Below are 25,032 nucleotides of genomic sequence, written 5' to 3' on the forward strand. Positions count from 1 at the left end.
GTCATCTCAGTCGGCGCAAGACGGGGGTGATCAGCGAGTCGAGATCGAGGACTCGACGCAGCCGCCAGATCCCCGCGCCGTAGAGCAGGACCCCGACCACACACAGGCCGATCACCAGGGCCGGCGAGCCACCCAGCAGCCAACCGATCGACGGCACCGCCCCGAACGCGGCGAACGCGAGCAGCGCCACCGCTGCACTGGACCGCCCGAACGGATCGAGGCCGAGCGACCGGCGGATCTGCACCAGCGGGAGGATGTTGCTCAAGAGGATCGAGACTGCCCAGGCCACGGCTGCGCCGACGATTCCCCAACGCGGTATCAAGATCAGATTGAGCGAGAGGTTCGCACCGAGGGCGACCAGCACGTTGATCAAGTTGGCAGTCGTCCTCCCCGCCATGACCAGGAGCATGGTGACCATCCCGCACCCGGTGGCGACCAACATGGCGCCGGCGAGGACCATGACCACCCAGCGGCCCTCGTCGTATCCACTGCCGAACAGCAACAGGATGATCGGCGCCAAGATGCCGACCAGCAGGTGGATCGGCCAGGTGACGGCCATCACCCAGGCGGTAGACGTCCGGTAGACCCGCAAGGTGCTGGCGAGATCATGTTTGGCGAGAAGTTCGGAGAACTTCGGCTGGACGGCCAGGGAGACGGCCTGGCTACCCAGCTGACCCAGGACGACGAACCGGGTCGCCGCCGTGTAGATCGCTGCGTCACGCGGACCCAAGTAGGCGGCGACGAGGACGATGTCCAAACGCTGCAAGGTCAACTGCGCGACCGCGGCGATGCCTCTGGGGCCCGTGTATCGCCAGAACTCCGACGGCGGGACAACCCGCAACGTCACCGGTTCGTGCTTCTCCTTGCGGACAAGTCTGGCAATCGCTCCGGTGACCACGACCAGACCGATGGCGTACGGCGCCACCCAGCCCAGCGCCATCAGCCAGTTCTCTCCGACCAGCATCGCGACCAACAGCAGCGCGACCTGGAGGGTCGGCCGGCCGATCTTCTCCAGCAGCACTGTCGGCGTCATCGTGTGGAACCCTTGCGTCCCGGCGATCAGGACGTCGAACAAGACCGCACAAGGAAGGAACGGTGCCAGCACGCGGATGAAGATCACCAGAGTGTCATCCGACCCGTCGGAGATCATTCCGGCGACGCTGGGAGCCAGCAACTCCATCAGAACGGCGACAGTCACCGACACCGCTATGACCGGTGGAAGTGCCGTTCGAAGGAGACCGCGGACACCGTCCCCACGGTCGAGTGCACGCACTCGAGCTATGTAGTAGACAAGCCCGGTTGCGGTGCCCAAGGCGCACAGGCTTTCGGCGATGACGAACAACGAGGTCGCGGAGAACAGGTTGCCCGCTTCCGTCTTGCCTGAGCCCCGCGTGACGACAACGATCACCAAAAGGCTCGCGATCGCGCTGATTGCGGCGCCGCCGAGGCTGAACAGCCCCCGTCGGGCGAGACCGCCGATGTCTGCGCGGTCGAGGCTGTCTACCTGTGCCAACTCGGGGTCCTACCCCACCACGCCGCGAGCTCCCGGTCCGGATCGGCGAAGTAATCTTCAAGGCGGGCACGAGTGTCCCCCGGCAACTCCGTCCGCGGACGAGCGTTGCGCTGGGGCAGTTCTTCCCGGTCCCAGGTCGGCAACCCGAGGAAGTCCAGCACGCGAGCCAATGACTGCCCCGGGTCGGTCACCATGTCATCGAAATCCAGAACGAGAAGACGGTCCTGACCAACCAGCTTCTCCAGGCGCTGAAGCTGTTCGACGTAGCGACCCCGCGCCAGGTACGCGTTGTGCTGATGGGGGAGACTGATGTACGTCGGATCGCTGCGCAACCGATCCTCCTCGCCCGCCAGCCGGCTCGCCTCCAGCTCCAGAGCACGCTCGAACGTCTCGGTTTCGAAGCCACGTGCCTTCTCGTGCGTGAAGGCCGAGTACGCCCGCTCCACAGGGTCCCGTAACACCGCGATCAGTTTCACGTTGGGCAGATCCTTGGCGATGCGCTCTCCGGCGAGCGGATGGAACATGTAGTAGGGACTTGCCTCACCGGTGATCGGCTGAACACCCAGCCGCTGCTCGACGCGTCTGGCGCTGGCCAGCCTGGGGAAGTGGCCCAAGTACCACTCCAGGCTTTTCCCGTAATCAGTGTCGAAGTAGTGCACTCCCTTGTGCAACCCGGCACCCAGGACGGCCGGATGCTCGACCAAGGTCTTGTACAAGGCCGTGGTTCCGCATCGCTGCGCGCCGACGATCAGGAACTGCGGTGTCATCCGCGAACTCCAGGTCAGCTGACCGACGAATGATGTTGCCTGCCGTGCATAGCGGTGGACGAGCTGTGCCGTCGCCCCATGTTCAGCCATGCCAATCACCTATCCCCGATATCCCCCGAGTGCGGACGGCAACAAGTGCCGGCTCGAGCCATTCGGCCACCCGCCCGCCACTGACGCCAGTTTCCGCCTGTCCATCTGCAAGATACCTTGTTGCAAGATCGAGAATGTACGAAAACGAAACTCGACCGACATCAGTTCTGCAGATCCCGAACGGTTGCAGCGTCCGTCGGGCATTAATGATCAAATCGACGGCCGCACGGGCTCGGCCGTTGCTCGTCTTCAGCGCCGGCATGAAGGCGTAGTGCAACGCGTCGAATCCGACCGGCACGTCGGTGTCGTAGCGCTCCCAGTCCCAGACAAGCGCCCGGTCACCCTTGGTGGCCATGTTCCATGCGGTCCAGTCGCCGTGCCAGGTCCCGAACCGGCCCTCCTCCTCGGTGGCGGCGACAAGATCAACAGCCTGGTGGAGGTGTTGTGACAGAGCCGACCCGTGCAATGCGTCGATCCGGTCGCGCAGCCGGGCGATGTAACTGCACGTCGCCCATGGTGCGATGTGCACACCGTTCATCTCTGAAACAGCACGCATGGCGCCGTCGCGAACGGCTGCGTTGATCTCGAGGGGTGCCCCGGTCAGTTCGAGTGCTGACTGCACGAGGACCGTGTGCTCGTGCCACTCACCGAAATGGATCAGGCTGGCTGCCTTCAAGGTGGAGTTCGGCTTTTCGGCGAGACGTCTGAGGGCTGCGGCCTCGTTCGCCGCCAGTTCGCGGGTCAACGGGTTCATGCCGACCTTCGCCACCGCCACCAGCCTGCCGGCTGTGTCCATGATCTGTAGCACCGGTTTGCGGTTGGCGCGCGGTGGGCCGAGGAACACACCGACGACGACCCGATGGCCCAGCAGCGACTCCAGCAGAGACTCGATCGATTCCGCACCGGGCGACCGGCGGACCCGGAACCCGGATCCGACGGCTTGCGCCGTGCCCGTCCGCAGGGCGGCACGAACCAGCGACGTCTCGATCCTGCTGCGAGCGGACATTGGCCGTCGAGCGTGCCGGAGTGAAGCCGCCGCAACCACTCCCGCCCCGGGCAGCAACAAGCGCGCAGCCAGCGTCGACGGGATCGCCAGGTAGTCGCCGCGCGATACGGGCCTGACGACGTCGACTTCGTGGGGCGGCGGATAGAGCTCTGCCAGGATCGCAGCCGCGGAGCGTCCTTGTCGGTCAGGCATTCCTATACCCCGTCTCGGGACGTTGTGGGTCATCAGGGTGCGATCTGCGGGCCAAGAGTTCCGACTCCCTCCAGAGAAGTCCGATCGTCACGAAGGGGACAACCAGCCAGGTCGATGCGTCGTAGAAGAAGCCGTAGAACGCGGTCATGATGAGCACGACGCCTGCCGCGGTGGCGGTCGGACTGTGGAGTTTTCGGGCCCGCCAGACCTGCACAGCACCCAGCCCGAAGAAGAGCGCGGCACCGACATATCCGGTCGACACCAGAAGAAGATAGAAGTAGCCGTTCATTCCGATGCTCGCGTTGCCGCATTGAGGGCAGTCCGACGACTGTCCGACGGCGATCGACGACGCTGAGCCGTAGGCGCGCCGCGTCGATCCGAAACCGATCACCGGCGACTGTGCAGAAAGCTCGAATGCGCGCTCGGTGGTGAAGGATCGGATGTCATTGCTCTTACCGTTCTCCAATCGCGCATCGACAACACCCTTCAACGGCGACGCGTAGAAGACCCCGGCGGCGAGGACGCCGGCGAGGGCGATGGAGCCCAGCAGCACCAGCCGTCCCCGGACGGCGAGTCGTACGCAGACGCAGATCAGGGCGACTGCCGCGCCCAACCAGGCGGCGCGATTGAGCGAGTAGATGAGGGTGACCATGCCGGTGAGCATGATCATCACGCCGATCACCCGGCGACCGGGTGAGGCCTTCAGCAACCAGCTGACGAAGAACCAGACCCCGAGGATCGTCAGGTGGAATCCCCAGACATTCGTGTAGGTGAACGGAGCCGCCGGCCGTGGCGTCGCGTCGCTGATGACGTCTTGCACCTGAGCGACTGCCGGATGGACGAGGTGTTGGACGTAGTCGTCGTACCGGATCGAGCCGGGCAGGATGAGTTCGAACGGCGAGGTGAACTGGAAGTTGGGTGCAATCATTCCGACGACGCCACCGAGCGCCGTCGTGACGAAGAGTGCTCCGAGCCATTTGACGATCTTGGACTGGCTCACCTCCGCATTGGACAGATTCCCGATGTAGAGCATCACAACGGTGATCGCGACGTACCCCGCTTCCCGCATTGCGTACGCGAGGATCCGGCTTCGCGCCGAACCCGGGACGGTACCTGCGGGATTGACACCCAGCATCAGAACCCCGGCGAACGACCAGAGAAGAAAGAGCAACCAGAATCCGAAGCCACGAGGCAGCCGCAGCGGTCTGCGGCGTAACAGCTCCACGGCCATCGGCACTGCCATGATCATCGTTGCGAAGGAAGCAAGGCCCATTGCCCAGAAGACCGGGAAGCCGACGAGCAACCACTGCAGCGGCCAGCCGGGTCTCAAGATCACCAAACGACGGCGGGCGACCTGCCTCGCAGAAGGTGCCGTCGACTCGGTGAGCGTCGCGATGGACGTGGTCAATGTCAGCTCGCCGAGGTCCGGACTGTCATGAGGTGCGCTTCGTGCCGCGCTCCGGATGACTCCGGAGCCGGTGTTCTCGGCGTTGTGCTGGTCGGCTTCGTCGGCCGGGACCCGTCGGAATCGTTGCCCCGATGGCTGGTCGACGAATGGCGCTCCCGATTGACGGTGACGACGACCGAACCGAACACCCGAGCGGACACGTGACGGAACTGATCGACCGCCTCGAGGATCTCGTCCCGAGTCGTCTTCATCGCTGTGGCGACCAGCAGCACACCGTCAGCCGTGGTGATCAGCGTCTGTGCGTCGGCATTCCGGGAGGTTGGCGCCACATCGACGACGACGACATCTGCGAGGTGCGCGAGCTCCCGGATCACCGACTCGACCTTCGGTCCCTGCAAGAGATCGGAGGAGAGGGATCCGTCGGCACCCGCAGGTACCACGCGAAGATTGGGGATGCGGTCGACCTCGATGACCGCCGCCTCCAGCCCGACGCGATCCACCAGGACGTCGACAAGTCCCGGCGCCGGCGGCGCCGAACGCCTGTTCTACGGCGCATCCGACGGTGTTGGCCGACAACAGCACAACTTCCGAACCGCTGCGGGCGATCGTGACCGCGAGGCTCACTGAGACCGCTGACGCGGAATCGGCATCGGACGCGCCCGCAACAACCACGATGCCGGACCGGCGGGGCATCTGGGCCAGGAGTGCGTTGCGGAGCTGGCGCAGCGATTCCGCACCCGCGCCGAATCCCAGGGCCGAACCGCCGTCGCGGATGGCCGGTACGGCCACCGTGCCAGTCATGGTGTCCAGACCGAGTCTCTCCAGATCCTTCCGCTCGCGAATACGCTTGTCGCGGCGGTCGACCGCGAACGCGCCGAGCGCTCCCGCCAGAAGCCCCGCCAACAAGCCACTTCCCAACAGGATCTTCGGGCTGGGGTTGGATGCGGACAGTGGCACCTGGGCATCGGTGATGATCGTCCCCGGGTTGATGTCCTGCCCGACGAGAGGCGTCAGCTGGGAGTTGAGACCGCGGATCTGGGTCTCCAGGGACCTGTTGGTGGCCTGCTCGCTCGAGCGTTCCGGGCTCCCCTTCGACAACGTCGCCAACCGCTTGTTGGAGTCCGCGAGCTGGCGCTGAAGATCCTTTATCTGTGCACGAATGGCATTTGCCTGTGCCTCAAGATCACTTTCGGCCGAATCCTTGCGATTCGCCAGATACGCGTCGGCGAACGCTTGTGCGCCCGCCTGGGCACTGGAGGACGTACTGGCCGAGAAGCCGATGCTGAGCACGGAGGTGTTCGGCGGTACGGTCACCGAGACCTGCTTGGCCAGATCTCGCGCGGGCGTCCCAACGTTCAACAGCGTTCTCGCGCGGGTGGCGACTGCGTTGGATGTGACGAGCTGTGCCTCGGTGTCCAGGTTCAAGGTGCTTTGCGTCCGACCGTTGGTGACCGCACCGTTGTCGCCGACGTCCTTGACCTGTACCAGCGCGGTGGACGTGTAGGTCTTGGGCACGATCTGAAGCGCGACGACCGCTACTGCGACGCCGGCGATGACACCAAGAACGATCAGCCACCAACGCCGGCGCAGGATCTCGCCGTAGTCGGCGAACTCCGTGGTCGCCCGATCCTCAACACTCACAGCCTGTTCCCCCGATTTCTAGGCTGAATATCCGAACCTGTCCAGCCTGTTCCGCTCGTGCGTTGCAATTCCGCGGCAGCACTGGCACGGGTCGCAGCTTCTGACCTCACCCGACGAGGCAGAAGCCCATACCCATCACGATGCTGTCCTGAGCCGGAACGGCCCGGCCGCATCAGTACTGATCACCCTTGCCGAGGCTGCCTCGATCAGATCATCGGTCGTCAGCACGTCGGCCTCTGCGGACACCGCGAGACGCCGTCTGCCGAGTTCCCCGGCGATCAAGGACTGGTGATCATCAACGTGTTCATTGAACTGCGGCCGCCGCGGGATCAGCACCGGGCGCTTGCCCAACTCGAGCGCGGTGATTGCTGAGCCGATGCCCGCGTGGGCGATCACCAGGTCCGCAGCACCGATCGCGTCGCGCAGCTCGGCATTCGGGACGCTCGATCGGACGTCGCCGGAGATTCCGTCGGGATCGGTGACCCCGACCTGCCACAGGATTTCGGCTCCCGGATCGGTCACCTGTGGGAGCAACTGCAGGAGGTGATCAACTGCGCGCCGGAAGCCGTAGGTTCGCATGGTGCCGAGGGTGACCACGACCCGACGGATCTGGGGTGCGTCGGTCTCCTGCGGTTCGAAGCTGTCGAACAGTGACCCGCGGTAGTTCCAGTCGCCACCGGCCCAGGCTTGGTACTGGCTGTAGAGGCGTACGCCAGGCATCCTTGCGGCGATCCGCCCTGTGACACTCGGGCCGTCCGCCCGTGCGGCACTTTCGATGTAATGGCATTCGACACCGGACATCCTGGCTGCCGCCAGAAAGGGAATGGCAACACCGGCACCGGTGGAGATGACACGATCGAAGTGTCCGTTCCGAATCATCTTCCAGGCGGCGGGAGTGTTCCGTGCAATTTCCCGGTAGCCCCGCGGGGGCACGTACGGGACCACGGTGACGCGCTCGCCGGCAAGCAACGACCGTGACTGTGGGTCGTCGTGGGTGACCCACTGGATCTCCCCACACTCCGGCACCAGACGCGGCCTGATCCGATACAACTGTTCCAGGTGTCCCCCGGTCGCTGCCACGAGCAGCGTCTTCGGGTGTGCGCGCAACATCAGCGCGCCCCGTATCTCATCGTCACGTCTCCCCCGAGCGTCCGATTTGTTAGTCGGCGTACCGGACATTTAACCAGCACGCGGGTCGCCGCGTGGCGCGTTTCAGTAAGACTTCAGACTGATGACCAGGATTTGGCTGCGGTGATCCATTTGTACGGTTCGCCCACGAGGCGGCCCCGTGACGACTATCTTGTTGGCCATCGCGACTGTCTCGTCGTCGCGACGGGGATGTACTCGGGGGAGTCTCCAGTTGGGCGCGCGTTGGCGCCGCGGTCGGCACGGGCATGCTGCCCACCGACGCGGGTCCGGCGACCCTGACCGGCGTCGATCCTCGAACCAGCGTGGTTGCTCGCCTGCCACTCGTGCGTCCTCACCGACCGTGATTCCGTACGCACTCCACCAGGAGCACCGATGACCACCAGTAGCCTCGACGCGCCGGACCAACCCGCTTCGGGAGCACCTCGACAGCCGTTGACGATCTCCGTGACCGGTTGCGGTTACCTCGGGGCAGTCCATGCCGCGAGCATGGCGGCGCTTGGCCATCGAGTGATCGGGATCGATGTTGACGCCGGAAAGATCGATTCACTCCGGCGCGGCGAACCACCCTTCTTCGAACCGGGCCTGGCAGAACTGCTGGCGGACAATGCAGCGACCGGGCGGCTGACCTTTACCACCGACGCCTCGGCGGCAACTGAGGCCTCAGTGCATTTCATCTGCGTCGGCACCCCGCAGAAGCGCGGCGAGAACGCGGCCGATCTGAGGTTCGTCGATGCGGCGGTCGCAGGTCTGCTTCCGTACCTGAAGGCCGGCGACCTGGTCGTCGGAAAATCGACGGTGCCGGTCGGAACCGCACAGCGACTTGCCGCGCTGGTGGCGGAGGCGGAACCCCGCGCCACCCTGGTCTGGAATCCGGAGTTCCTCCGCGAGGGCAAGGCGGTGCAGGACACCCTGCAACCGGACCGATTGGTCTACGGAATGCCGGGTGATGCCGCTGCGGCACGGGCCGCCGAGGGCGTCCTGAATGCCGTGTACCACCAGGCGATCAAGGCCGAAACGCCCGTCGTGGTCACCGACTACGCGACCGCCGAGTTGGTGAAGGTGGCGGCCAACAGTTTCCTGGCCACCAAGATCTCCTTCATCAACGCCATGGCCGAACTGTGCGAGGCCGCTGGAGCAGACGTCACCCAGCTTGCCGACGCGATCGGTTACGACAAGCGGATCGGCCGGCAGTTCCTCAACGCCGGCCTCGGCTTCGGTGGCGGATGTCTGCCGAAGGACATCCGGGCCTTCATGGCCCGGGCGGGCGAGTTGGGTGTGGACCAGGCGTTGACGTTCCTGAAGGAGGTCGACGCGATCAACATGCGCCGGCGCGTGCGGATGGTCGACCTTGCCCGGGAGGAGCTCGGCGGGTCGATCGTCGGGCGACGCATCGCCATCCTGGGAGCCGCATTCAAGCCCGACAGTGACGACATCCGCGATTCTCCCGCGCTGAACGTGGCAGCGCAGATGTCTCTCCAGGGAGCCCAGGTGCTGGTCACCGACCCGCGGGCGATCGGCAATGCGACCGAGAAGTGGCCGGATCTGAAGTTCGTCGAGACGGTGGAGGAAGCGGCCTACGGCGCGGAACTCGTGCTGCTCCTGACCGAATGGGCGGAATACCTCGCTCTGGATCCCGTAGCCCTCAAGCAGACTGTCGCGTCCGCACGGATCATCGACGGGCGCAACGCGCTCGACGCGAAAGCCTGGCGCGCTGCCGGCTGGACCTATCGCGCCCTGGGGCGCCGCTGACCCGGTCTCACGTCTTTGCGGTCAGAACACGCTCCGACCGATCCCGGTCGGAGCGTGCCGATCCCCGGACGAGGACGACCAACAGACCGACGACCTGCAGGCCGACGCCGACGATGATCATCAAGATCACACCGGATCCGGCGAGCGCCGCACCACCGAGCGCGCTGCCGATGGCGGCGGAGGCGTACAGGGACGATCCGAGCAGGCCGACGGCCACCGTCGGCACATCCGGTGCGGCGACAAACATCCTGGCCTGATTGGGGATGAACAGTGTTCCGCCGAAGATGCCGAGCACGAAGATCACCAGGAGCGCGGACCACACCGATTCCCGACCGGGGATCAGGAACGCCAGGCAGACGGTGGATCCCGCCGCGCCGATGAGCAGCACCGGCCGCGGGCCGCGGGCATCCACGAGCCTCCCGGTGAGTTGGTTTCCGATCACCTGGCCGGTGCCCCGGATCACCAGCGCCACGACCAGCAGCACACCGGTGATCGCCGGCGCGAGGATCACCGGCAGGTAGGACAGCACGATGAAGCCGGGCAGCAGCACCAGAACCGCACTGAGCAACACCGCGAGCACCTGCGGTCGGACCATGACCTTCAGCCGTTCGGCAAGGCTGGTCAGCGGCAGCCGAACAGGAGGGAGCAGCGGCACGACGACAGCCGTGATCACCGCAAGGCCGGCGATGATCCACATTGCCGCCCGCCAGCCCCACGTCTGCCCGACCAGCACGCCGAACGGCACCCCGACCACGGTGGAGATCGTGGTGCCCGCGGCGACGGCTGCCAGGGTGCGGCCGCGGCGTTCCGGTCCGGCCAGGATCCCGGCAACCGCGAAGGCGTTGGACTGGAACGCCGCCGCCCCGATCGCCGCCAGCACGCGGCCGCCGGCGACGATCCCGTAGCGCGACCCGAGAGCCTGCCCGACCATCCCCACCAGAAAGACGATCATCCCGCCGGCAAGGACGATCCGCCGATCCCAGCGCCCGGTCAACGCAGCGATCACCGGTGACCCGACGGCGTAGACGATCGAGAAGATGGTGATCAACTGACCGGCGGCGGCCAAGGACACCCCCAGATCGTGGGCGATCTCGGGGAGCAGACCGCTCAACACGAAGCCGTCCATGCCGAGGGTGAAAGTGCCCACCGCCAGCAGCGCGAGCCGGAACGACCCGATCGATGACTCCCGATCCGCATTGTTCGATGATTGTCGAATCGTCACATTGACGAGCCTAAAGTATTGTTTGATGTACGTCAAAGGTTTTGGGAGAGGTGCATGGGACGGCAGCTGCCGCAACCGACGGTCGACTCGATCGATCTGAGCACGGTGCTTGCCGCCCTGGCCGATCCGGTCAGGCTCGACATCATGCGAACGCTCTATCAACGAGGCGAACCGCTCAACTGCACCGCGCTGGCCAAGGACAGCGGTGTCGAGGTCAGCGCGCCGACGATCTCCCATCACTGGAAAGTGCTCCGGGCCGCAGGCCTGACGACCACCGAAGTGGTCGGTCGCAACCGCATCATCCGGATCCGACGCACCGATCTGGAGCAGCGCTTCCCCGGACTGCTGGACGCGGTGCTCGGTGCAGCTGATCGGCCAACGAGCGAAAGCCTCGCAGGTTCAGAGCGGAACGGCTGAGCCGCGACCCGCGACACTTCGCCGACGGATCGCCACCGCCCCGCCGGCACCGATCAGCGCCAGCGCTCCGGTACACACGAATACGGCTGGAATCCCGTAGTGCCCCGCGGCCCAGCCACCGAGGATCGGGCCGACGACCTGGCCGACGTACTGTGCCGACACGTTGTAGCCGAGCACTCGACCGACCACCCGGTCGGGCAGGGTTGAGCGCAGGGTCGCGGTCACCGTCGGCATCATGCCGCCGAGTGCAAGACCCATGGCGAAGCGCAGGGCAGCGAACATCCAGATGCTGACCGACAACGCCTGCAGCCCGAGCAACATCGCGGCCACGACCAGGCAACCGATGAGCACCGGGAGCCGCCCGGCTCGATCGGCCAGTCGACCCAGCCACGGTGCGGAGATGATCGACCCGGCGGCGCTCAGTGCGAACACAACACCCGAGATCGCCGAGAGACCGGACACCGAACCGGTGAGGTCACGGACGTACACGGTGACGATCGGCTCGACGGAGAAGGTTGCGACCAGCAAGATCACCGACATGCCGAGCATTCCCAGCACCAGCGGCTTGTCGGGCACATCCGACCATCCGGGCTTGGGACCGCTCGACCGCCGTACCGGTCCCGCCGACCGGTCTTCCTTGATCAGGAACACCGTCGCGAGGAACGCCAGGAAGATCAACAGGCCGCTGCCGAAGAAGGTGTTGCGGATCCCGATCAGCTGCGGGGCAATGCCGCCAAGCAGCGGCCCGGCGATGTTGCCGGCCATGATTCCCGACGACAGCACACCGAGCGCCCAGGCACGTCGCCGTTCCGGCGCCTGCGCCGCGACCAGAATGGTTGCTCCGGACGAATAGCCGCCGAGCAGGCCGACGATCAGCCGAAGCACCAGCAGCTGCCACTGATCCTGGGCCAGACCGATCGCCGACGTCACGATCGCCATTCCGAGACTGGCCCTGACCAGCATCGACTTGCGGCCGTAGCGATCACCCAGCCGACCCCAGACCGGCGCGGTCAGCCCGGCGGTGACGAAGGTCGCCGAGAAGGTGAGCCCGGACCAGAGGGTGACCCTCGCCTGCCCTGTCACGCCGAGCTGTTCGATGTACAACGGCAGATAAGGCAACAACAAGGACATCGCGATCAGCGTGGTGAACGACCCCGCGACACCGACGGTCAGGTTGCGCTTCCAGTACGGATGGTCCGGCTCCGCCACCGGCCCGGTGACCCGATCACCGGCCTCGGGATCAGCCTTCATGCTCGACTACATGGTCGACTACATGCTCGATCCACACATCGGGGGTGAGCCGACGGGTACTGATCAACTCGGCGTTGTGTTGATCACTGCCGAGAGTGCGCTCCCGGGCTTCTGTCGGTTCGTGGCCGAAGGCGAGGTGTCTGTGCAGCAACCGTTCCTGGCGCACCTTCTCCTCCAGGGAGACGAACCAGGTCTCGTCCACCACGTGCCGCAGCTGGCGCCACGGCTCGGCGTCCAGCAGCAGGTAGTTGCCCTCAGTGATGATCAACCAGGTGTCCGGGGTGATCTCGACGGCATGAGCGATGGAGTCCTCGATCCCCCGTTCGAACACCGGCGCATAGACGGTCTCACTCGTCTGGGTGATTCGCTCCAGCAGGCGCAGGTAGCCCAGCCCGTCGAAGGTTTCGGGAGCGCCCTTGATGGCGGCCTGGCCGCGCCGGTCGAGGATCCGCTGTGCGAGGTGGAAGGCATCCATCCCCAGCAGGGCGACCCGGCCGGGATACTGCCCGCCGAGCCGTTCGACGAGCTGCGCGGCCAACGTCGACTTGCCCGACGCCGGGGCGCCGGCGATGCCAAGGATCCGCCGCCGCTCGCTGCCCTGCTCGAGCAGCCGGGCGGCGCGTTCGGCAAGCACATCCGTCCCGCTGCCGGGCCAGTCGACCCGCTCCATCCCCTCGGTCACGGCGTCACCCTAATGGCCTGTGTCCGGGTTGGAAGTTACAACGTTGAAGACGTCTCACATAGTTGTTAGCGTTCCGCGCATGTCCACCTCCGACATTCCGAAACCGGAATATCCGCGGCCTCAACTCCAACGGCCGGACTGGCTCAACCTCAACGGCACCTGGCAGTTCGAAATCGACTCCGGTGACAGCGGCATCCACCGCGGTCTGCTCGACCGCGAGCTGAATGGTGAGATCACCGTTCCCTTTGCCCCGGAGAGTGAGTTGTCCGGCATCGGCAACACCGACTACCTGGAGGTGGTCTGGTATCGCCGCACCGTCTCCGTCCCGACTGACTGGACCGGCCGACGCGTGCTGCTCCACTTCGGCGCTGTTGATCATGACACCACCGTCTGGGTGAACGGTCACGAGGTGGGCCGGCACCGCGGCGGCTTCAGCTCCTTCACCTTCGACATCTCCCCTACCCTCGGCCCGGACCGGGAGGCGACCATCGTCGTCCGGGCACGCGACCCGCGCGAGGCGATCCAGGCCCGAGGCAAACAGTCGCTGAACTTCTTCAACCAGGACTGCCACTACACCCGGACCACCGGGATCTGGCAGACCGTCTGGCTCGAGGCAGTCCCGCAGGACCACATCAAGGCGCTCAAGATCACCCCGCAACTGGCCTCCGGCTCCTTCCTGGTCCAGACCGTGCTGTCGACGAACCGGCCGTCGAGCACGGTCGCGATCACAATCAGCGACCAGAACGGCTCAGCCGCCGAGCAGACCGTACGGGCCGACCTCGATCTTGCCCCGACGACCCAGCTGACAGTGCCCACCGACCGGGTACGCCCCTGGTCGCCCGAGGATCCGCACTTGTACGACGTCACCGTGGAACTCCGCGACGCCGATGGTCAGGTCGTTGACACAGTGGCCAGCTATGCGGGCCTGCGCTCGGTGTCCTTGGACGGCAAGCAGATCAAGATCAACGGCAAGCCGGTGTTCCAGCGGCTGGTGCTCGATCAGGGTTACTGGCCCGAGTCGCTGATGACCGCTCCCAGCGACGCCGCGTTGGTCCGTGACATCGAGCTGTCTTTGGCGGCGGGCTTCAACGGAGCCCGCCTGCACCAGAAGGTGTTCGAGGAACGCTTCTACTACCACGCCGACCGGCTCGGCTATCTGGTCTGGGGCGAGTTCGGCGATTGGGGCGTCGGCGGCTACGGACCGGCCGACGATCATCAGCAGCCGACCCAATCGATGATCACCCAGTGGCTCGAGGTCGTCGACCGTGACTACAACCACCCGTCGCTCGTCGGCTGGTGCCCGACCAACGAGACGTTCCAGCCGATCACCGACAGGATCACTGTGTTGGACGACGTCACCCGCGGCATGTTCCTGGCCACCAAAGCCGCCGATCACAGCAGGCCCGTACTGGACGCCAGCGGCTACTCCCATCGGGTGTTCGAAACCGACGTCTACGACAGCCACGACTACGAGCAGGACCCGGAGAAGTTCGCCGCCAACCAGGCAGGGCTGGCCGAGGACAAGCCGTACACCAACACCCACGACGGCCGGGCCATTTCGCTGCCCTACAACGGCCAGCCGTACTTCGTGTCGGAGTTCGGCGGCATCTGGTGGAATCCCGAGGCGGCGGCCGAGACCTCGGGCAACGACCGCAGCGAGTCCTGGGGTTACGGCGACCGCGTCGCCGACGAGGAGGAATTCCACGCCCGGTTCGCCGGGCTGACCGCGGCACTTCTGGACGACGCAGGAATGTTCGGCTACTGCTACACCCAGCTGACCGACGTGTTCCAGGAGGAGAACGGCATCTACCGCTTCGACCGTTCGGAGAAGCTGGACGTCTCCCGGGTTCGCGCCGCCCAGCTCCGCCCCGCCGTCTACGAGAAGTAGCCTCGCCGGCACCGCCGATCCTCCCGCGCTGGTCACCGCATCTCATCGGTGCGGTGACCAGCGCGGCTGGCAGATGACCCATGAACAACGCGAGGCAGGCCAGACTGGTCGGGTGCGGCTCCGGATCGGCTTCCTCGTCTCACTGGTGATCATTGCCGTCGTCGGCTGCAGCCCGAACAAGGCCACGGTGATCGCCCTCGACTGGCGACGCGTCGAACTGCCCGCAGACGTTCGGCCGACAACCTTCGGCACCGACCAGTCCGGGATGATCATCGGCGGAAGACGGGATCGCGGACCTTGGTTGGCCACCGTCAGTGCCGCGGACGCGATCACCCCGGTGAGGTTGGACAAGCATTCGCCGTACGCGGTCACCGCTGAATTCGTCTCGATCGGCATCTTCGGCGACAAGATCGCCGCGCTGGGCAACGTGCACGGCGGTGCGCACGGCAACTCCCGCTGGACTGTCTGGACCGGTGACACCAGGCAGCTCACCGAGTACCCACAGAGCCTGGAGACCTTCGGCGGAGTCAACGGCGGTGATCTTGCGGCCATCGTGATCAACAAGAACGGTCCGCTGATCACCGGCAGCTATCGTTTCGGCGCCTCCGGACTGGACGGCGGCATCTGGCTGCCGGACGGCGAACCGGCCGGCAGACGCTGGCGGCAGCCGGACCCGACCGGTACGGACCTTGACACCACGCGGTCGATGCTGGTCTCGATCCAGACGGCTGCCGCAGGCCAGGGATCGGGTCGTACTGGCCGGGTCGACAACTGAACTGGACAACGGCGTACAGCAGATCGCCACCGCGTGGACCAGACCGGACGGCACCCACTGGAAGCGGATCCAACTGCCGCAGCCCGGGAAGCGCAGCGAGGCGCTCAGCCTGGCCTGCCGGCGGGACCACGGCGGGACCATGAGCTGCCTGATCGCCGGCACGGTCGACGGCGAACTCGCCGCCTGGCAACTCGTCGGAGACCATGCCACCCGGATCACCGGCCTGCCGCAGGTGACGATCGACGCCAAGGGGCCGCACCCCGTCGCCATCGCGAGCTCCGAACTCAGTGCAGTGGCTTTTGCCGACCGGTCGAAGATCGGTGTCGCAGTCGATTCGTCCGACGGATGGCGCCGCGCCGAAGCGCCCGCCGGACGACTGGTCTCCGCGACAGCCAGCGGCCGGACCATGTACCTGATCACTCAGGACGGTCGACGTCGATCGCTCTCACGCGCTGCGCTGTCGCACGCTTGATCATATTGTTGCGGTTCCGGCGAGAGCTGACTCTGGTGCTCCAAAGCCGGTTTGTGGCATGGTGCGGTTACCCTGACACCTCCCAACGAACGGGGCGCAAAGATGCGAACCAGAATTGTTGCGCTGCTGCTGACCGTCATCGCGGCCCTGGTGATGTTTCCAGAGCGGGCCGAGGCGATCAAGAACGGGGTGGCCGATGCGAACGCCCACCCGTATGTCGGCGAGTTGCTGTTCTATGTCCCCAGTGATCCGGACCCCCGCTTCAATGATCCGGGTGCCTGGTTCACCTGCTCGGGAACGTTGGTCAGCCCGACCATCGTGGTGACGGCCGGCCATTGCACGTCCGACATCGGCCATTCCGGCGCCGTCGGTTCCGACACCGGCGGCAACGACGTCTGGATCAGTTTCGCCGAGACCCCGGACTTCTCCATCCTGCCGCCGAGTTCCGGCTTCGCCCCCGACAACAACGCCGGCCGCTACACGGCGTGGGCGGCCGCGCTCGACGCATCCGCCCAATGGCATCGGGCAACCGCGTACCATCATCCCGCCTTCGATGCGGCCGCGTTCTTCGAGCACGATCTGGGCGTTCTGGTACTTGACGAACCGGTGAACCTCTCCCAGTACGGAGAGGTCCCGAGCCAGGGCCTGTTGGATTCGCTGTACGCCGCGAACAAGCGACAGTTGTACACCGCAGTCGGCTATGGGCTGGAGGGATCGGGCCCCCGCCGCTCGATTGGCGGGGACACCAGGCGCCGAGCGGATCTGCGCCTGGTCGACCTGAATGGGGTCGGCGGGATCGGAAGGGGCACAGCGGCCAAGTTCTCCAACAACGCTGCCACGGGCGGGACCTGCTTCGGAGACTCCGGAGGCCCGATCTTCGTCGCCGGCACCACCACCCTGGTGGCCGTCAACTCCTTCGCGCTCAATGACAACTGCGCAGGGACGACCGGCGCCTACCGGATCGACCAGGAGGATGACCTGGCATTTCTGGCAACGTTCGGCATCACCCCCGGGTCGTGAGCTGCAGGCGCTCATCCAGCAGTTGACCCAACGACCTCAGCTCCGACGCCGGACGAGTGCCTGGTGCCGGTCGGCAGTCAGCTCACGCCGTAGACCAGGTGCACGAGGTTGGTTCCGATCGTCTCGACACTGACGACGCTCAGGGATGTCCGGGCTGCCACTCCTTCGAGGAGGCGGTCCCCGCAGCCGAGGACGAAGGGGTGCACCGTGAGCCGGATCTGGTCGACCAGGCCGTGGTCCATCAGGGTCAGCGCCAGTTGATTGCTGCCGTACACGACGATGTCGCGTTCATACCGTGCCTTGAGCCGAGCGACCTCGGTGATGGCGTCACCGCGAAGGACAGTGCCACCGATCCACTCCGGCTCGTCGAGCGTCGCGGAGATGACGTACTTGGGTATCTCGCGGAGCCGGTCCGCCCACCCACCTTCCCGGGTGTTCCAGCCCGCACCGGCGAAGAAGTGGTCGGTCCTCCTGCCCATCAGCAAGGCGTCCGCACCGAGCGCCTCGTCGTACTCGATCTTGGCCCACGCCTGGTAGTCCTCGGGCGCCAGCCGGGCGAACCAGCCACCGCGGTCGAAACCGTCCTGGCCGATCGGATCCTGGATGCCGCCGTCCAGACAGACGTTCTCGCTCAACACGAGTATGCCCATGATCATCTCTCCTCAGATCGTCGACGCGGGTACTCGGAATGGCCCGCGCACTGGTGGTATCGACACCGCTGCGCCGGCAGATTGGGCGGGGGCAGACCGCCAGGTTCCGCGGCCCGCCGGTGTCGGTATCAGGGACAGCCCCGGACGCAGGAGGCGAAGTTGTGACAGCGGACCTGATCACACGAGCGAGGGCAGGTGACGAGGACGCGTTCCGTGCCCTCACCGAGCCGCACCGACGAGAGCTGCACGTGCACTGCTACCGGATGCTCGGCTCGGTGGACGACGCCGACGACGTTCTTCAGGAGACGCTGTTGGCCGCGTGGCGCGGCCTGACCGCGTACGAGGAACGATCGTCGATCCGTACCTGGCTCTACCGGATCGCCACCAACCGCTGCCTGAACGCGCTGCGGGCTGCAAGGCGGCGACCGGTCAAGAACTGGGATGTCGCGGCGTTCGATCCGCCCGAGCCGACGCGGTACGGCGAGGTGCCGTGGCTGGAGGCGCTGCCGGACGTACTTCTCGAGGGCGCGTTCGACGCACCGCTCGGGCCGGCGGCACGTTACGAGCAGCGCGAGTCGATCTCGTTGGCGTTCGTCACCGCACTGCAGTTGTTACCGCCCCGCCAGACAGCCGTGCTGGTGCTGCGTGATGTGTTGGGATTCCCGGCCGCCGAGGTGGCGGCGATCCTTGACACCACCGCACAGTCGGTCTCCAGCGCCCTCAAGCGAGCCCGAGCGACGCTCGCCCGGCACCGTCCGTCACGCAGCGACCGACCCCCGGCCGTCGGTTCCGAGGCCGAGCGCGCCCTCCTCGAGCGGTTCGTGACAGCCTACGAAGCCTCCGATGTCGACGGCCTGGTGACGTTGTTGTCCGACGACGTGTTCGTGTCGATGCCGCCGATGCCACAGGAGTATCTGGGCCGCGAGGCGGCGACGCGGTTCCTCCGCCCGGCCGTTACCGGCCGGCGCTTCGCCCTCACAGCGACCCGGGCCAACGCACAGCCGGCGTTCGGACTGTACGCTTCCCTCCCGGGCGGACCGCGATCAGGAAGCGGTCTGATCGTGCTCGACCTCGCCGGTGACAGGATCACCGCGCTGGCACGGTTCGAACCGACCGTGTTCCCACGCTTCGGCCTGCCGCAGACCTGGCCGGCACCAAGCCGCTGAGCCGAAGTTGATCATGGGACTTGACACCGGTGCGGCGCACTGGTTCGCTTGTCCGTGGACCGCATTAGAACGTTTCAAGCTCCCGAAGGACGGCACTTCCAATGGCGGAAGAAACTGACCCCCTGGCCGGCGCGACGGTGATCGCCCCGGACGACGACTTCTCCGGCGCCCCGCTGCTGCGCACAGAATTCGATCTTGCCGCCGACCACGGCGACCTGGTCTCGGCAACACTGACGGCGACTGCGCTCGGGATCGTCGATCTGGAGATCGGCGGCCGGCCCGTGGCACCCGACGTGCTGACGCCGGGTTGGAGCAGCTACGAATGGCGCATCCGCTATCGCAGCTACGACGTGACCGGCCTGCTGCCGGCCCCGGGAGACAGAGCCGCGATGGGCGCGTCACTGGGAAACGGCTGGTACCGCGGCCGGATCGGTTTCACCGGCGGTGTCGGCCTGTACGGGGACGAACTCGGGCTGATCGCCCGGCTCGACCTCAGTTATGCCGACGGCCACGTCCAGACCGTGGTCACCGACGAGAGCTGGCAGGCGGGACCATCGGCCACCACGGACAACCAGATCTACGACGGCCAGACCATCGACGCACGACGAGTTCAATCGGGATGGTCCTCCCCCGGCTTCGCGGCCGACGGCTGGGTCGGCGTCCACGCCCTGGATCTCGACCGCAACCGGCTGGTGCCGCCGATCGGGCCGCCGGTGATCCGCCAGGAGTCGATCAAGCCGGTGGCGATCCTGACCTCTCCATCGGGCAGGACGCTGGTGGATTTCGGCCAGAATCTCGTCGGCTGGTTGCGGTTCACCGTCACCGGCGAGGCCGGTCGGGAGATCGTGATCAAGCATGCCGAGGTGCTGGAGAACGGCGAGCTGGGCACCCGCCCGTTGCGTTCGGCCAAGGCGACCGACCGGTTCGTGCTGTCCGGAGGCGAGGATTTCTTCGAGCCGACCAAGACGTTCCACGGTTTCCGGTACGCGGAGGTGAGCGGCTGGCCGGGCGAGCTCACACCGGACTCGCTGGAGGCGGTCGTCGTCTCCTCCGCGCTGCACCGGATCGGCACCTTCGAGTGTTCCGACGAACTGGTCAACCAGCTGCATCGCAACGTGATCTGGGGTCAGCGGGGCAACTTCCTCGATGTTCCGACCGACTGTCCGCAACGCGACGAGCGACTCGGTTGGACCGGCGACATCGCTGCTTTCGCGCCGACAGCGGTTTTCAACTTCGACGTCAAGGACTTCCTTGCCGACTGGCTTCGCGATCTTCGGGAGGAACAGCTGCACGCCGACGGGCGGGTACCGTTCGTCGCCCCAGATGTGATCAAGTTCCGGCCACCGGAGCAACAACGCAGCCAGGGCCAGCCGGTCACCGCACTCTGGGGTGATGCGGCCGTGTGGGTGCCGTGGACCCTCTACCAGGCCTACGGTGATCAACAGGTCCTGATCGACCAGTACGACTCCATGACCGAACACGCCCGGGCGATCGAGCGGAGCCTTTCGCCCAACGGTCTGTGGGACACCGGATTCCAGTTCGCCGACTGGCTCGACCCGGACGCACCGCCGGACCGTCCCGGGGACGCCAAGGCGGACAAGGGCGTGGTCGCGACCGCGTGCGCGTACCGGACGGCCGGGTTGGTCGCACGCACCGCAGAACTGCTCGGCAACCAGGCCGATCATGATCATTTCGCGGACATGGCGGACGGCCTGAAGCGGGCGTTCAACACCCACTACGTCGATGATCAAGGCATCATCACCAGCGACTGCGCGACTGTCTACGCGCTGGCCATCCATTTCGATCTGATCGACCAGGTCAAGCGGGACGCCGCCGGACAGCGCCTCGCTGAACTTGCCGAGAAGGCCGGGTACCGCGTCTCCACCGGCTTCGCCGGGACACCGTTCATCTGCTGGGCGCTCACCGAGACCGGCCATCTCGATACCGCGTACCACCTGCTGTTGGAGAAGGAGAACCCGAGCTGGCTCTACCCGGTGACCATGGGCGCGACGACGATCTGGGAGCGCTGGGACTCGATGCTCCCCGACGGCAGCATCAACCCCGGGGAGATGACCAGCTTCAACCACTACGCCCTGGGCGCTGTCGCCGACTGGCTGCACAAGGTGGTCGCCGGCATCGACGCCCTGGAGCCCGGATACGCGCGGATCAAGATCGCACCGCAGCCGGGAGGCGGGCTGACGTCGGCGCGCGCGACCCTGATCACCCCGCACGGCGAGCTCCGCAGCTCCTGGCAACTGACCGGCGACGAGTTGACGATGGACGTTTCCGTCCCGGTCGGCGCCACCGCGGAGGTGACGGTGCCGGGCCGCTCACCCGAATCGGTCAGCAGTGGTGAGCATCACTTCACGTCGACATTCGACTGAGATCGTCCGGAACTGACTGAAACTTTTCCACCTGGGACGTCGAATCTCCGGGCCGACGTTCGACCTATGGGCATCAGGGCACCAACGAGGGGCCCACCAACCCGAAGAGGTAACCCGATGTCCACGACTACCCACGACGTCCTTACTCGTCAGGTGATCGCCGGCGGCACGCGGCCGCGGGCTGCCCGGATCGCTGTCTTCGTCGCTCGGTTGCTGCTGGCCGGCGTGTTCGTCAACGCGGCCTCAGCCAAGCTCACCCTCAATCCTCAGGCCGTCACCGGTTTCACCCAGCTGGGCGGCGTACCGATGCTGATCTTCGTCGGCCTCCTCGAGGTCGCCGGCGCAGTCGGCCTGGTCGTACCGATCCTTTCCGGATTCGCCTCCATCGGCACCACTGCCCTGCTGGCCATCATCACCGTCGTGATCACCACGACGGCCGGCCCGACCTGGGCAGCGATGCCGGCGGCCTGCCTGGCGCTCAGCGTCGTGATCGCCTACCTGCAACGGCATCAGACCGTCCGGCTCGCCCGCTGGCTGCGCCGCACGGTGACCGCTCAGACCCGCTGATCATCGCTCCTGACCGATCCTGACCTCCGCGCGTGGTGATTGTTCCGCAGTCGCCACGCGCGGCGCCGTCCTGTAGTTGAATGGTGCGAACAGGTCGGGAGCCATGGCTGGCCTGAACGGCCCGAGCGGTCGGGCCCAGGGCCGGCCGACGACCGGGTCTGAGCGCCGATCCTGCGGGCCCGGGGTCACAGAGACCACGGTTCAGTCCCAGGAGCCCGGCGCTACCGTAGGCCCGTGAGCCGGCGCGCTGCCCGCAACCAGACGCCGTGCTCCGGGCCTACACCTTTTCTGACACCGACGGGCGGACCGTGGCATGGATCTGATCTCAGCTGCCTCGATTGAGATCGAGCGCGTCGTGCGGCAACTCCCCGCGGCTTCCTGGCCGCTGCCCACACCGATCGGCCTGACCGTCCGGGAACTCGTCGAGCATGTCGTGTCCGGCAACGAGTTCACCGCGCTGCTCCTGGCCGGGGTGGGGCGTGACGAGGCCAGGGCGAAGCTCAGCGGCGACCCGCTGGCTGACGATCCCGGTCGCGCCGTGGCGGAGTCCTGCGCCCGCCAGGCCGAGGCATTCGCCGCGGTACCGCCTGACCGGCTGATTCCGGGTCCCGGCGGCGAAGTCCCTGCCGGCGACTTCCTGCTGTTCCGGTTGATCGACCTGGTGGTGCACGGCTGGGACCTGTTGCATGCAGCCGGCCTTGACGAGGCCCTCGATCCTGCGGTGGTCAGCGAGCTGTGGGTACGGGTGGAACCCGGACTGCCCGAATTGCTTGCCTACGGCGCCTACGGCGAAGGCCCGAGCGGCACGATCGGCCCGGACGCACCGGTGCAGACCAGATTGCTCGACGCCCTCGGCCGGCGGCCCTGAGGGCCACTGGAATGATCTTGCACCATGGCGACCGTCGATGACATCCGTCCGCTCGCGCTGAGCCTCGAACGTTCGTATGAGGTGTACGTCCGGGGGCGCCGCAAGTTCCGGATCGGCAGCATCGTCTATCTCGCCTTCTCCGATGACGAAACGATCATGGGATTCGGGTTTCCCAAGGAGCAGCGCGAGGCGCTGGTCGCCGGTGAACCGGACAAGTTCCTGATGCCGGGACAGTCCGACCTTCGATTCAACTGGGTCGAGGCCCGGATGGCGGCCCTCGAGCCGGCCGAGGCGCGCGAACTGGTGCTCGATGCTTGGCGGATGTGCGTTCCGAAGAAGCTCGCCCGGGCCTATGACGCGGTCCATCCTGAAGGCCCCGGCTGAGGCGGTTGCTGGCAGAACTGTGCCGGGTAGCGCGAGTCGGCCCAGAGCGTTCCAGCCCAGATCGGTCAGTCCAGATCGGTCAGTCCAGATCGGTCAGTCCAGATCGGTCAGGGTCAGCCGCACCAGCGGAAGCGTCGTCCCCGACTCCTTGATCGGCTCCCCGAGGGTCTGCTCGAAGACCGGTGCCAGTCCGGACCAGGCGCGCGGGTGGGATGCCGCGTAGTTCCGGAGTGCCTCGGCTGCCTCATCGGCTGTCAGCCGCTGCGCCTCGACCGGTACGCGACGGCTGGTCCCGACCGAGATGTGTGCCCGGGGATGGGCGTCGAGATTGCGCAGCCACTCCGAGCGTTCCCCGAAGCCGGCCGCCACTGTGTACGAATCAGTGCCTCGGTCGACGACCTCGAGAACGACGTAGCGCGGCAGTCCGGACTTGCGTCCGACGTGCTCCAGCATCAGGAGTCGATGGCCGAACAGGAATCCGAGACCGACCCGGTAGAGCCTGATCGGTGCACGGACGACCCATCGGGTGCGCAACACTTTCGCAGCCAGCCGGGCCGCCCCGGATGGCTTTGGGTCGTCGGCCATGTCATTCCTCCCCGCGGTCTCGTCCGAACGGCGCGTCGCATCCTTCGGAACGGTAGCCCATCCCAGGTTCGGGCGTACTGGGAAGTTGCTGCTGGTCAGTCGCAGCACGAACTTCCCAGTTCCGAGGACCCACGAGCTCTCAACCGGGCGGACAAGTTAGGGTCAGGGGCGATGGTTGAATTTCGGATACCGGGAGCGGAGTTCCTCTCTGCAGCGGTTTTGGTCGTCTGCTTCGTGATCGCCTTGATCGTGATCAACACGCGCGCCGGAGGCAGGTCTCGCATGTTCGGGCTGCTCGGCGTGGCGACGCTGTTCCTGAGCACGATCCTGGCGGCGCTCAACACATCGCTCGGCAGCGCGTACGGCACCACCGTGATCGCGTACAAGGTCGGCGCGGTGCTCGTCGCCCTGCTCGCGGCCACCGGCATGGTGCTGTTCGCGCTCGCAGTGGTGTGGGCTCGCCGGCTGAAGAAGCCGCGAGGTGAGCGCTGATGCCGGCCAGTCTGATCGTGGCAGTGGCCGTGGCGGCCGTCGGCCTGCTGGCGGCGGCGGTGCTGTTGATCAGGAGCGCGGCCGGTCTTCCACGGGTGCTTGGAATCATCGGCGCAGTGTTGATTCTGCTGGGCGTGGTCACCCGCTTTGCCTACCAGTGGCTGGTCGAACGTTTCCTCGGCCGGGTCGAGGACAGCACCATCGTCACGATCTTGGCGGTCGACACGGCGGCCGGCGGCATACTGACCGGCGCCGGACTGCTCCTGGTCAGCGCGGCGATCGCCGCCGCCGGCCGACAGCCCAAGATCTAGCCTCTGGCTTGCGAGCTCCGGTCAGGCGCTGACCTCGACCAGCCGTTCGAAGACGAACTCGTACGGCAGGTAGGAGACGTCGTACTCGTGCCCTGGCTGGTGCGGCAGCAACTGCGACATCTGGATGAGCCGCCATCCGTCCATCAGCGCATCCAGGCCGGTGGCGTACGGCGGCTCGTCACTGTCGCCCATCGTCGGGCGGGACAGACCGGTGCCGTCGTAACGGGTCCAACCGATCACGTTGGAGTCCAGGGCCGAGGTGCCCAGGAAGAGGATCAACAGTTGCTGGCGCAGGTGCGGGTCGATCGGGCGGACGCTGAAGGCTTCTTCGACTGTGCTGGTCATGAATGCACTACTCCGGATTCTGTGCGGTTCTGGTTGAT

At 66.2% G+C, this 25,032-nt stretch carries 25 protein-coding genes; 13 read left to right on the forward strand and 12 right to left on the reverse strand.

The genetic code is table 11. The features are described 5' to 3' along the window. Position 1: 1 nt before the first annotated feature. The 6 genes from GJV80_RS14965 to GJV80_RS14995 all read right to left on the reverse strand — a co-directional run bounded on the left by GJV80_RS14965 (position 2) and on the right by GJV80_RS14995 (position 7,727). Positions 2-1,513 (reverse strand): polysaccharide biosynthesis C-terminal domain-containing protein, encoded by a 1,512-nt coding sequence (locus tag GJV80_RS14965; protein WP_154688578.1) that lies wholly within the window; start codon positions 1,511-1,513, stop codon positions 2-4. Then, positions 1,501-2,370: a sulfotransferase domain-containing protein gene (locus GJV80_RS14970; protein ID WP_154688579.1), complete on the reverse strand. Its 870-nt coding sequence runs from the start codon at positions 2,368-2,370 to the stop codon at positions 1,501-1,503. Before GJV80_RS14970 ends, GJV80_RS14965 begins: the two co-directional genes overlap by 13 nt. Then, positions 2,363-3,568: a hypothetical protein gene (locus tag GJV80_RS14975; RefSeq protein ID WP_154688580.1), complete on the reverse strand. Its 1,206-nt coding sequence runs from the start codon at positions 3,566-3,568 to the stop codon at positions 2,363-2,365. The genes GJV80_RS14970 and GJV80_RS14975 overlap by 8 nt, the downstream gene beginning before the upstream one ends. Further along, entirely contained in the window at positions 3,561-4,904 is a 1,344-nt protein-coding gene (locus GJV80_RS14980; protein ID WP_154688581.1) for an O-antigen ligase, read from the reverse strand. The genes GJV80_RS14975 and GJV80_RS14980 overlap by 8 nt, the downstream gene beginning before the upstream one ends. Positions 4,905-5,252: 348 nt before the next feature. Further along, positions 5,253-6,617, reverse strand: coding sequence for a Wzz/FepE/Etk N-terminal domain-containing protein (locus GJV80_RS14990; RefSeq protein ID WP_154688583.1), 1,365 nt, complete (start codon positions 6,615-6,617; stop codon positions 5,253-5,255). A 135-nt stretch (positions 6,618-6,752) separates the two neighbouring features. Beyond that, positions 6,753-7,727: a glycosyltransferase gene (locus GJV80_RS14995; protein ID WP_195908945.1), complete on the reverse strand. Its 975-nt coding sequence runs from the start codon at positions 7,725-7,727 to the stop codon at positions 6,753-6,755. A gap of 411 nt (positions 7,728-8,138) precedes the next feature. On the opposite strand from GJV80_RS14995, the gene GJV80_RS15000 reads away from it, so the two are divergent. Next, on the forward strand, positions 8,139-9,515 hold the full coding sequence (locus GJV80_RS15000; RefSeq protein WP_230207723.1) for a UDP-glucose/GDP-mannose dehydrogenase family protein: 1,377 nt from the start codon (positions 8,139-8,141) through the stop codon (positions 9,513-9,515). Between the two features lie 7 nt (positions 9,516-9,522). Here the strand turns inward: GJV80_RS15000 and GJV80_RS15005 are convergent, their stop codons facing one another. Then, entirely contained in the window at positions 9,523-10,737 is a 1,215-nt protein-coding gene (locus GJV80_RS15005) for an MFS transporter (protein ID WP_154688585.1), read from the reverse strand. Between the two features lie 54 nt (positions 10,738-10,791). Between GJV80_RS15005 and GJV80_RS15010 the strand changes: the two genes are divergently transcribed. Continuing rightward, positions 10,792-11,154, forward strand: a complete 363-nt coding sequence (locus tag GJV80_RS15010; protein WP_154688586.1) for a helix-turn-helix transcriptional regulator — start codon at positions 10,792-10,794, stop codon at positions 11,152-11,154. Here the strand turns inward: GJV80_RS15010 and GJV80_RS15015 are convergent. Both GJV80_RS15015 and GJV80_RS15020 read right to left on the reverse strand, forming a co-directional pair. Next, positions 11,137-12,405, reverse strand: a complete 1,269-nt coding sequence (locus GJV80_RS15015) for an MFS transporter (RefSeq protein WP_154688587.1) — start codon at positions 12,403-12,405, stop codon at positions 11,137-11,139. The two genes, GJV80_RS15010 and GJV80_RS15015, sit on opposite strands and share 18 nt — an antisense overlap. After that, positions 12,395-13,087, reverse strand: coding sequence for a nucleoside/nucleotide kinase family protein (locus tag GJV80_RS15020; RefSeq protein WP_230207724.1), 693 nt, complete (start codon positions 13,085-13,087; stop codon positions 12,395-12,397). Before GJV80_RS15020 ends, GJV80_RS15015 begins: the two co-directional genes overlap by 11 nt. Positions 13,088-13,166: 79 nt before the next feature. Here GJV80_RS15020 and GJV80_RS15025 point away from each other — a divergent pair, with 79 nt between their 5' ends. From GJV80_RS15025 to GJV80_RS15040, 4 genes are all read left to right on the forward strand, one after another. Continuing rightward, positions 13,167-14,975 (forward strand): glycoside hydrolase family 2 protein, encoded by a 1,809-nt coding sequence (locus GJV80_RS15025; protein WP_154688588.1) that lies wholly within the window; start codon positions 13,167-13,169, stop codon positions 14,973-14,975. Positions 14,976-15,087: 112 nt separating this feature from the next. Further along, positions 15,088-15,750 (forward strand): hypothetical protein, encoded by a 663-nt coding sequence (locus GJV80_RS15030; protein ID WP_154688589.1) that lies wholly within the window; start codon positions 15,088-15,090, stop codon positions 15,748-15,750. Between the two features lie 139 nt (positions 15,751-15,889). Beyond that, positions 15,890-16,222, forward strand: coding sequence for a hypothetical protein (locus GJV80_RS15035; RefSeq protein WP_154688590.1), 333 nt, complete (start codon positions 15,890-15,892; stop codon positions 16,220-16,222). A gap of 102 nt (positions 16,223-16,324) precedes the next feature. Next, a complete protein-coding gene (locus tag GJV80_RS15040) occupies positions 16,325-17,242 on the forward strand; it encodes a trypsin-like serine protease (RefSeq protein WP_154688591.1) in 918 nt (305 codons plus the stop codon). Positions 17,243-17,319: 77 nt separating this feature from the next. Here GJV80_RS15040 and GJV80_RS15045 read toward each other — a convergent pair whose 3' ends face one another. After that, positions 17,320-17,892 carry a dihydrofolate reductase family protein gene (locus GJV80_RS15045; protein WP_154688592.1) on the reverse strand — a complete coding sequence of 191 codons (573 nt, stop codon included), beginning with the start codon at positions 17,890-17,892 and terminating at the stop codon, positions 17,320-17,322. Between the two features lie 161 nt (positions 17,893-18,053). Between GJV80_RS15045 and GJV80_RS15050 the strand changes: the two genes are divergently transcribed. From GJV80_RS15050 to GJV80_RS15070, 5 genes are all read left to right on the forward strand, one after another. Further along, positions 18,054-19,058 (forward strand): sigma-70 family RNA polymerase sigma factor, encoded by a 1,005-nt coding sequence (locus GJV80_RS15050; RefSeq protein WP_230207725.1) that lies wholly within the window; start codon positions 18,054-18,056, stop codon positions 19,056-19,058. A gap of 101 nt (positions 19,059-19,159) precedes the next feature. Next, complete coding sequence (locus GJV80_RS15055; RefSeq protein WP_154688594.1) at positions 19,160-21,442, forward strand: family 78 glycoside hydrolase catalytic domain; 2,283 nt, start codon at positions 19,160-19,162, stop codon at positions 21,440-21,442. A 117-nt stretch (positions 21,443-21,559) separates the two neighbouring features. Further along, a complete protein-coding gene (locus tag GJV80_RS15060; RefSeq protein WP_195908946.1) occupies positions 21,560-22,009 on the forward strand; it encodes a DoxX family protein in 450 nt (149 codons plus the stop codon). A 313-nt stretch (positions 22,010-22,322) separates the two neighbouring features. After that, positions 22,323-22,877, forward strand: a complete 555-nt coding sequence (locus GJV80_RS15065; protein WP_154688596.1) for a TIGR03086 family metal-binding protein — start codon at positions 22,323-22,325, stop codon at positions 22,875-22,877. Between the two features lie 24 nt (positions 22,878-22,901). Next, complete coding sequence (locus GJV80_RS15070; RefSeq protein WP_154688597.1) at positions 22,902-23,261, forward strand: MmcQ/YjbR family DNA-binding protein; 360 nt, start codon at positions 22,902-22,904, stop codon at positions 23,259-23,261. A 93-nt stretch (positions 23,262-23,354) separates the two neighbouring features. Here GJV80_RS15070 and GJV80_RS15075 read toward each other — a convergent pair whose 3' ends face one another. Beyond that, positions 23,355-23,846 carry a nitroreductase family deazaflavin-dependent oxidoreductase gene (locus GJV80_RS15075; RefSeq protein ID WP_154688598.1) on the reverse strand — a complete coding sequence of 164 codons (492 nt, stop codon included), beginning with the start codon at positions 23,844-23,846 and terminating at the stop codon, positions 23,355-23,357. A 234-nt stretch (positions 23,847-24,080) separates the two neighbouring features. On the opposite strand from GJV80_RS15075, the gene GJV80_RS15080 reads away from it, so the two are divergent. Then, on the forward strand, positions 24,081-24,338 hold the full coding sequence (locus GJV80_RS15080) for a hypothetical protein (protein ID WP_154688599.1): 258 nt from the start codon (positions 24,081-24,083) through the stop codon (positions 24,336-24,338). Beyond that, positions 24,338-24,649 carry a hypothetical protein gene (locus tag GJV80_RS15085; protein ID WP_154688600.1) on the forward strand — a complete coding sequence of 104 codons (312 nt, stop codon included), beginning with the start codon at positions 24,338-24,340 and terminating at the stop codon, positions 24,647-24,649. The genes GJV80_RS15080 and GJV80_RS15085 overlap by 1 nt, the downstream gene beginning before the upstream one ends. A gap of 21 nt (positions 24,650-24,670) precedes the next feature. Here GJV80_RS15085 and GJV80_RS15090 read toward each other — a convergent pair whose 3' ends face one another. Then, a complete protein-coding gene (locus tag GJV80_RS15090; protein ID WP_230207726.1) occupies positions 24,671-24,994 on the reverse strand; it encodes a hypothetical protein in 324 nt (107 codons plus the stop codon). Between the last annotated feature and the right edge of the window lie 38 nt (positions 24,995-25,032).

It is taken from the genome of Microlunatus sp. Gsoil 973, assembly GCF_009707365.1.
Classification (GTDB): Bacteria; Actinomycetota; Actinomycetes; order Propionibacteriales; family Propionibacteriaceae; genus Microlunatus.

What these genes read in the sequence shown, in the direction of transcription:
- GJV80_RS14970 (WP_154688579.1), bottom strand. Translation starts at nt 2,370, where the DNA reads ATGGCTGAACATGGGGCGACGGCACAGCTCGTCCACCGCTATGCACGG.
- GJV80_RS14975 (WP_154688580.1), bottom strand. Translation starts at nt 3,568, where the DNA reads ATGCCTGACCGACAAGGACGCTCCGCGGCTGCGATCCTGGCAGAGCTC.
- GJV80_RS14995 (WP_195908945.1), bottom strand. Translation starts at nt 7,727, where the DNA reads ATGTTGCGCGCACACCCGAAGACGCTGCTCGTGGCAGCGACCGGGGGA.
- GJV80_RS15000 (WP_230207723.1), top strand. Translation starts at nt 8,139, where the DNA reads ATGACCACCAGTAGCCTCGACGCGCCGGACCAACCCGCTTCGGGAGCA.
- GJV80_RS15010 (WP_154688586.1), top strand. Translation starts at nt 10,792, where the DNA reads ATGGGACGGCAGCTGCCGCAACCGACGGTCGACTCGATCGATCTGAGC.
- GJV80_RS15015 (WP_154688587.1), bottom strand. Translation starts at nt 12,405, where the DNA reads ATGAAGGCTGATCCCGAGGCCGGTGATCGGGTCACCGGGCCGGTGGCG.
- GJV80_RS15025 (WP_154688588.1), top strand. Translation starts at nt 13,167, where the DNA reads ATGTCCACCTCCGACATTCCGAAACCGGAATATCCGCGGCCTCAACTC.
- GJV80_RS15035 (WP_154688590.1), top strand. Translation starts at nt 15,890, where the DNA reads ATGAGCTGCCTGATCGCCGGCACGGTCGACGGCGAACTCGCCGCCTGG.
- GJV80_RS15040 (WP_154688591.1), top strand. Translation starts at nt 16,325, where the DNA reads ATGCGAACCAGAATTGTTGCGCTGCTGCTGACCGTCATCGCGGCCCTG.
- GJV80_RS15045 (WP_154688592.1), bottom strand. Translation starts at nt 17,892, where the DNA reads ATGGGCATACTCGTGTTGAGCGAGAACGTCTGTCTGGACGGCGGCATC.
- GJV80_RS15055 (WP_154688594.1), top strand. Translation starts at nt 19,160, where the DNA reads ATGGCGGAAGAAACTGACCCCCTGGCCGGCGCGACGGTGATCGCCCCG.
- GJV80_RS15060 (WP_195908946.1), top strand. Translation starts at nt 21,560, where the DNA reads ATGTCCACGACTACCCACGACGTCCTTACTCGTCAGGTGATCGCCGGC.
- GJV80_RS15065 (WP_154688596.1), top strand. Translation starts at nt 22,323, where the DNA reads ATGGATCTGATCTCAGCTGCCTCGATTGAGATCGAGCGCGTCGTGCGG.
- GJV80_RS15070 (WP_154688597.1), top strand. Translation starts at nt 22,902, where the DNA reads ATGGCGACCGTCGATGACATCCGTCCGCTCGCGCTGAGCCTCGAACGT.
- GJV80_RS15075 (WP_154688598.1), bottom strand. Translation starts at nt 23,846, where the DNA reads ATGGCCGACGACCCAAAGCCATCCGGGGCGGCCCGGCTGGCTGCGAAA.
- GJV80_RS15085 (WP_154688600.1), top strand. Translation starts at nt 24,338, where the DNA reads ATGCCGGCCAGTCTGATCGTGGCAGTGGCCGTGGCGGCCGTCGGCCTG.
- GJV80_RS15090 (WP_230207726.1), bottom strand. Translation starts at nt 24,994, where the DNA reads ATGACCAGCACAGTCGAAGAAGCCTTCAGCGTCCGCCCGATCGACCCG.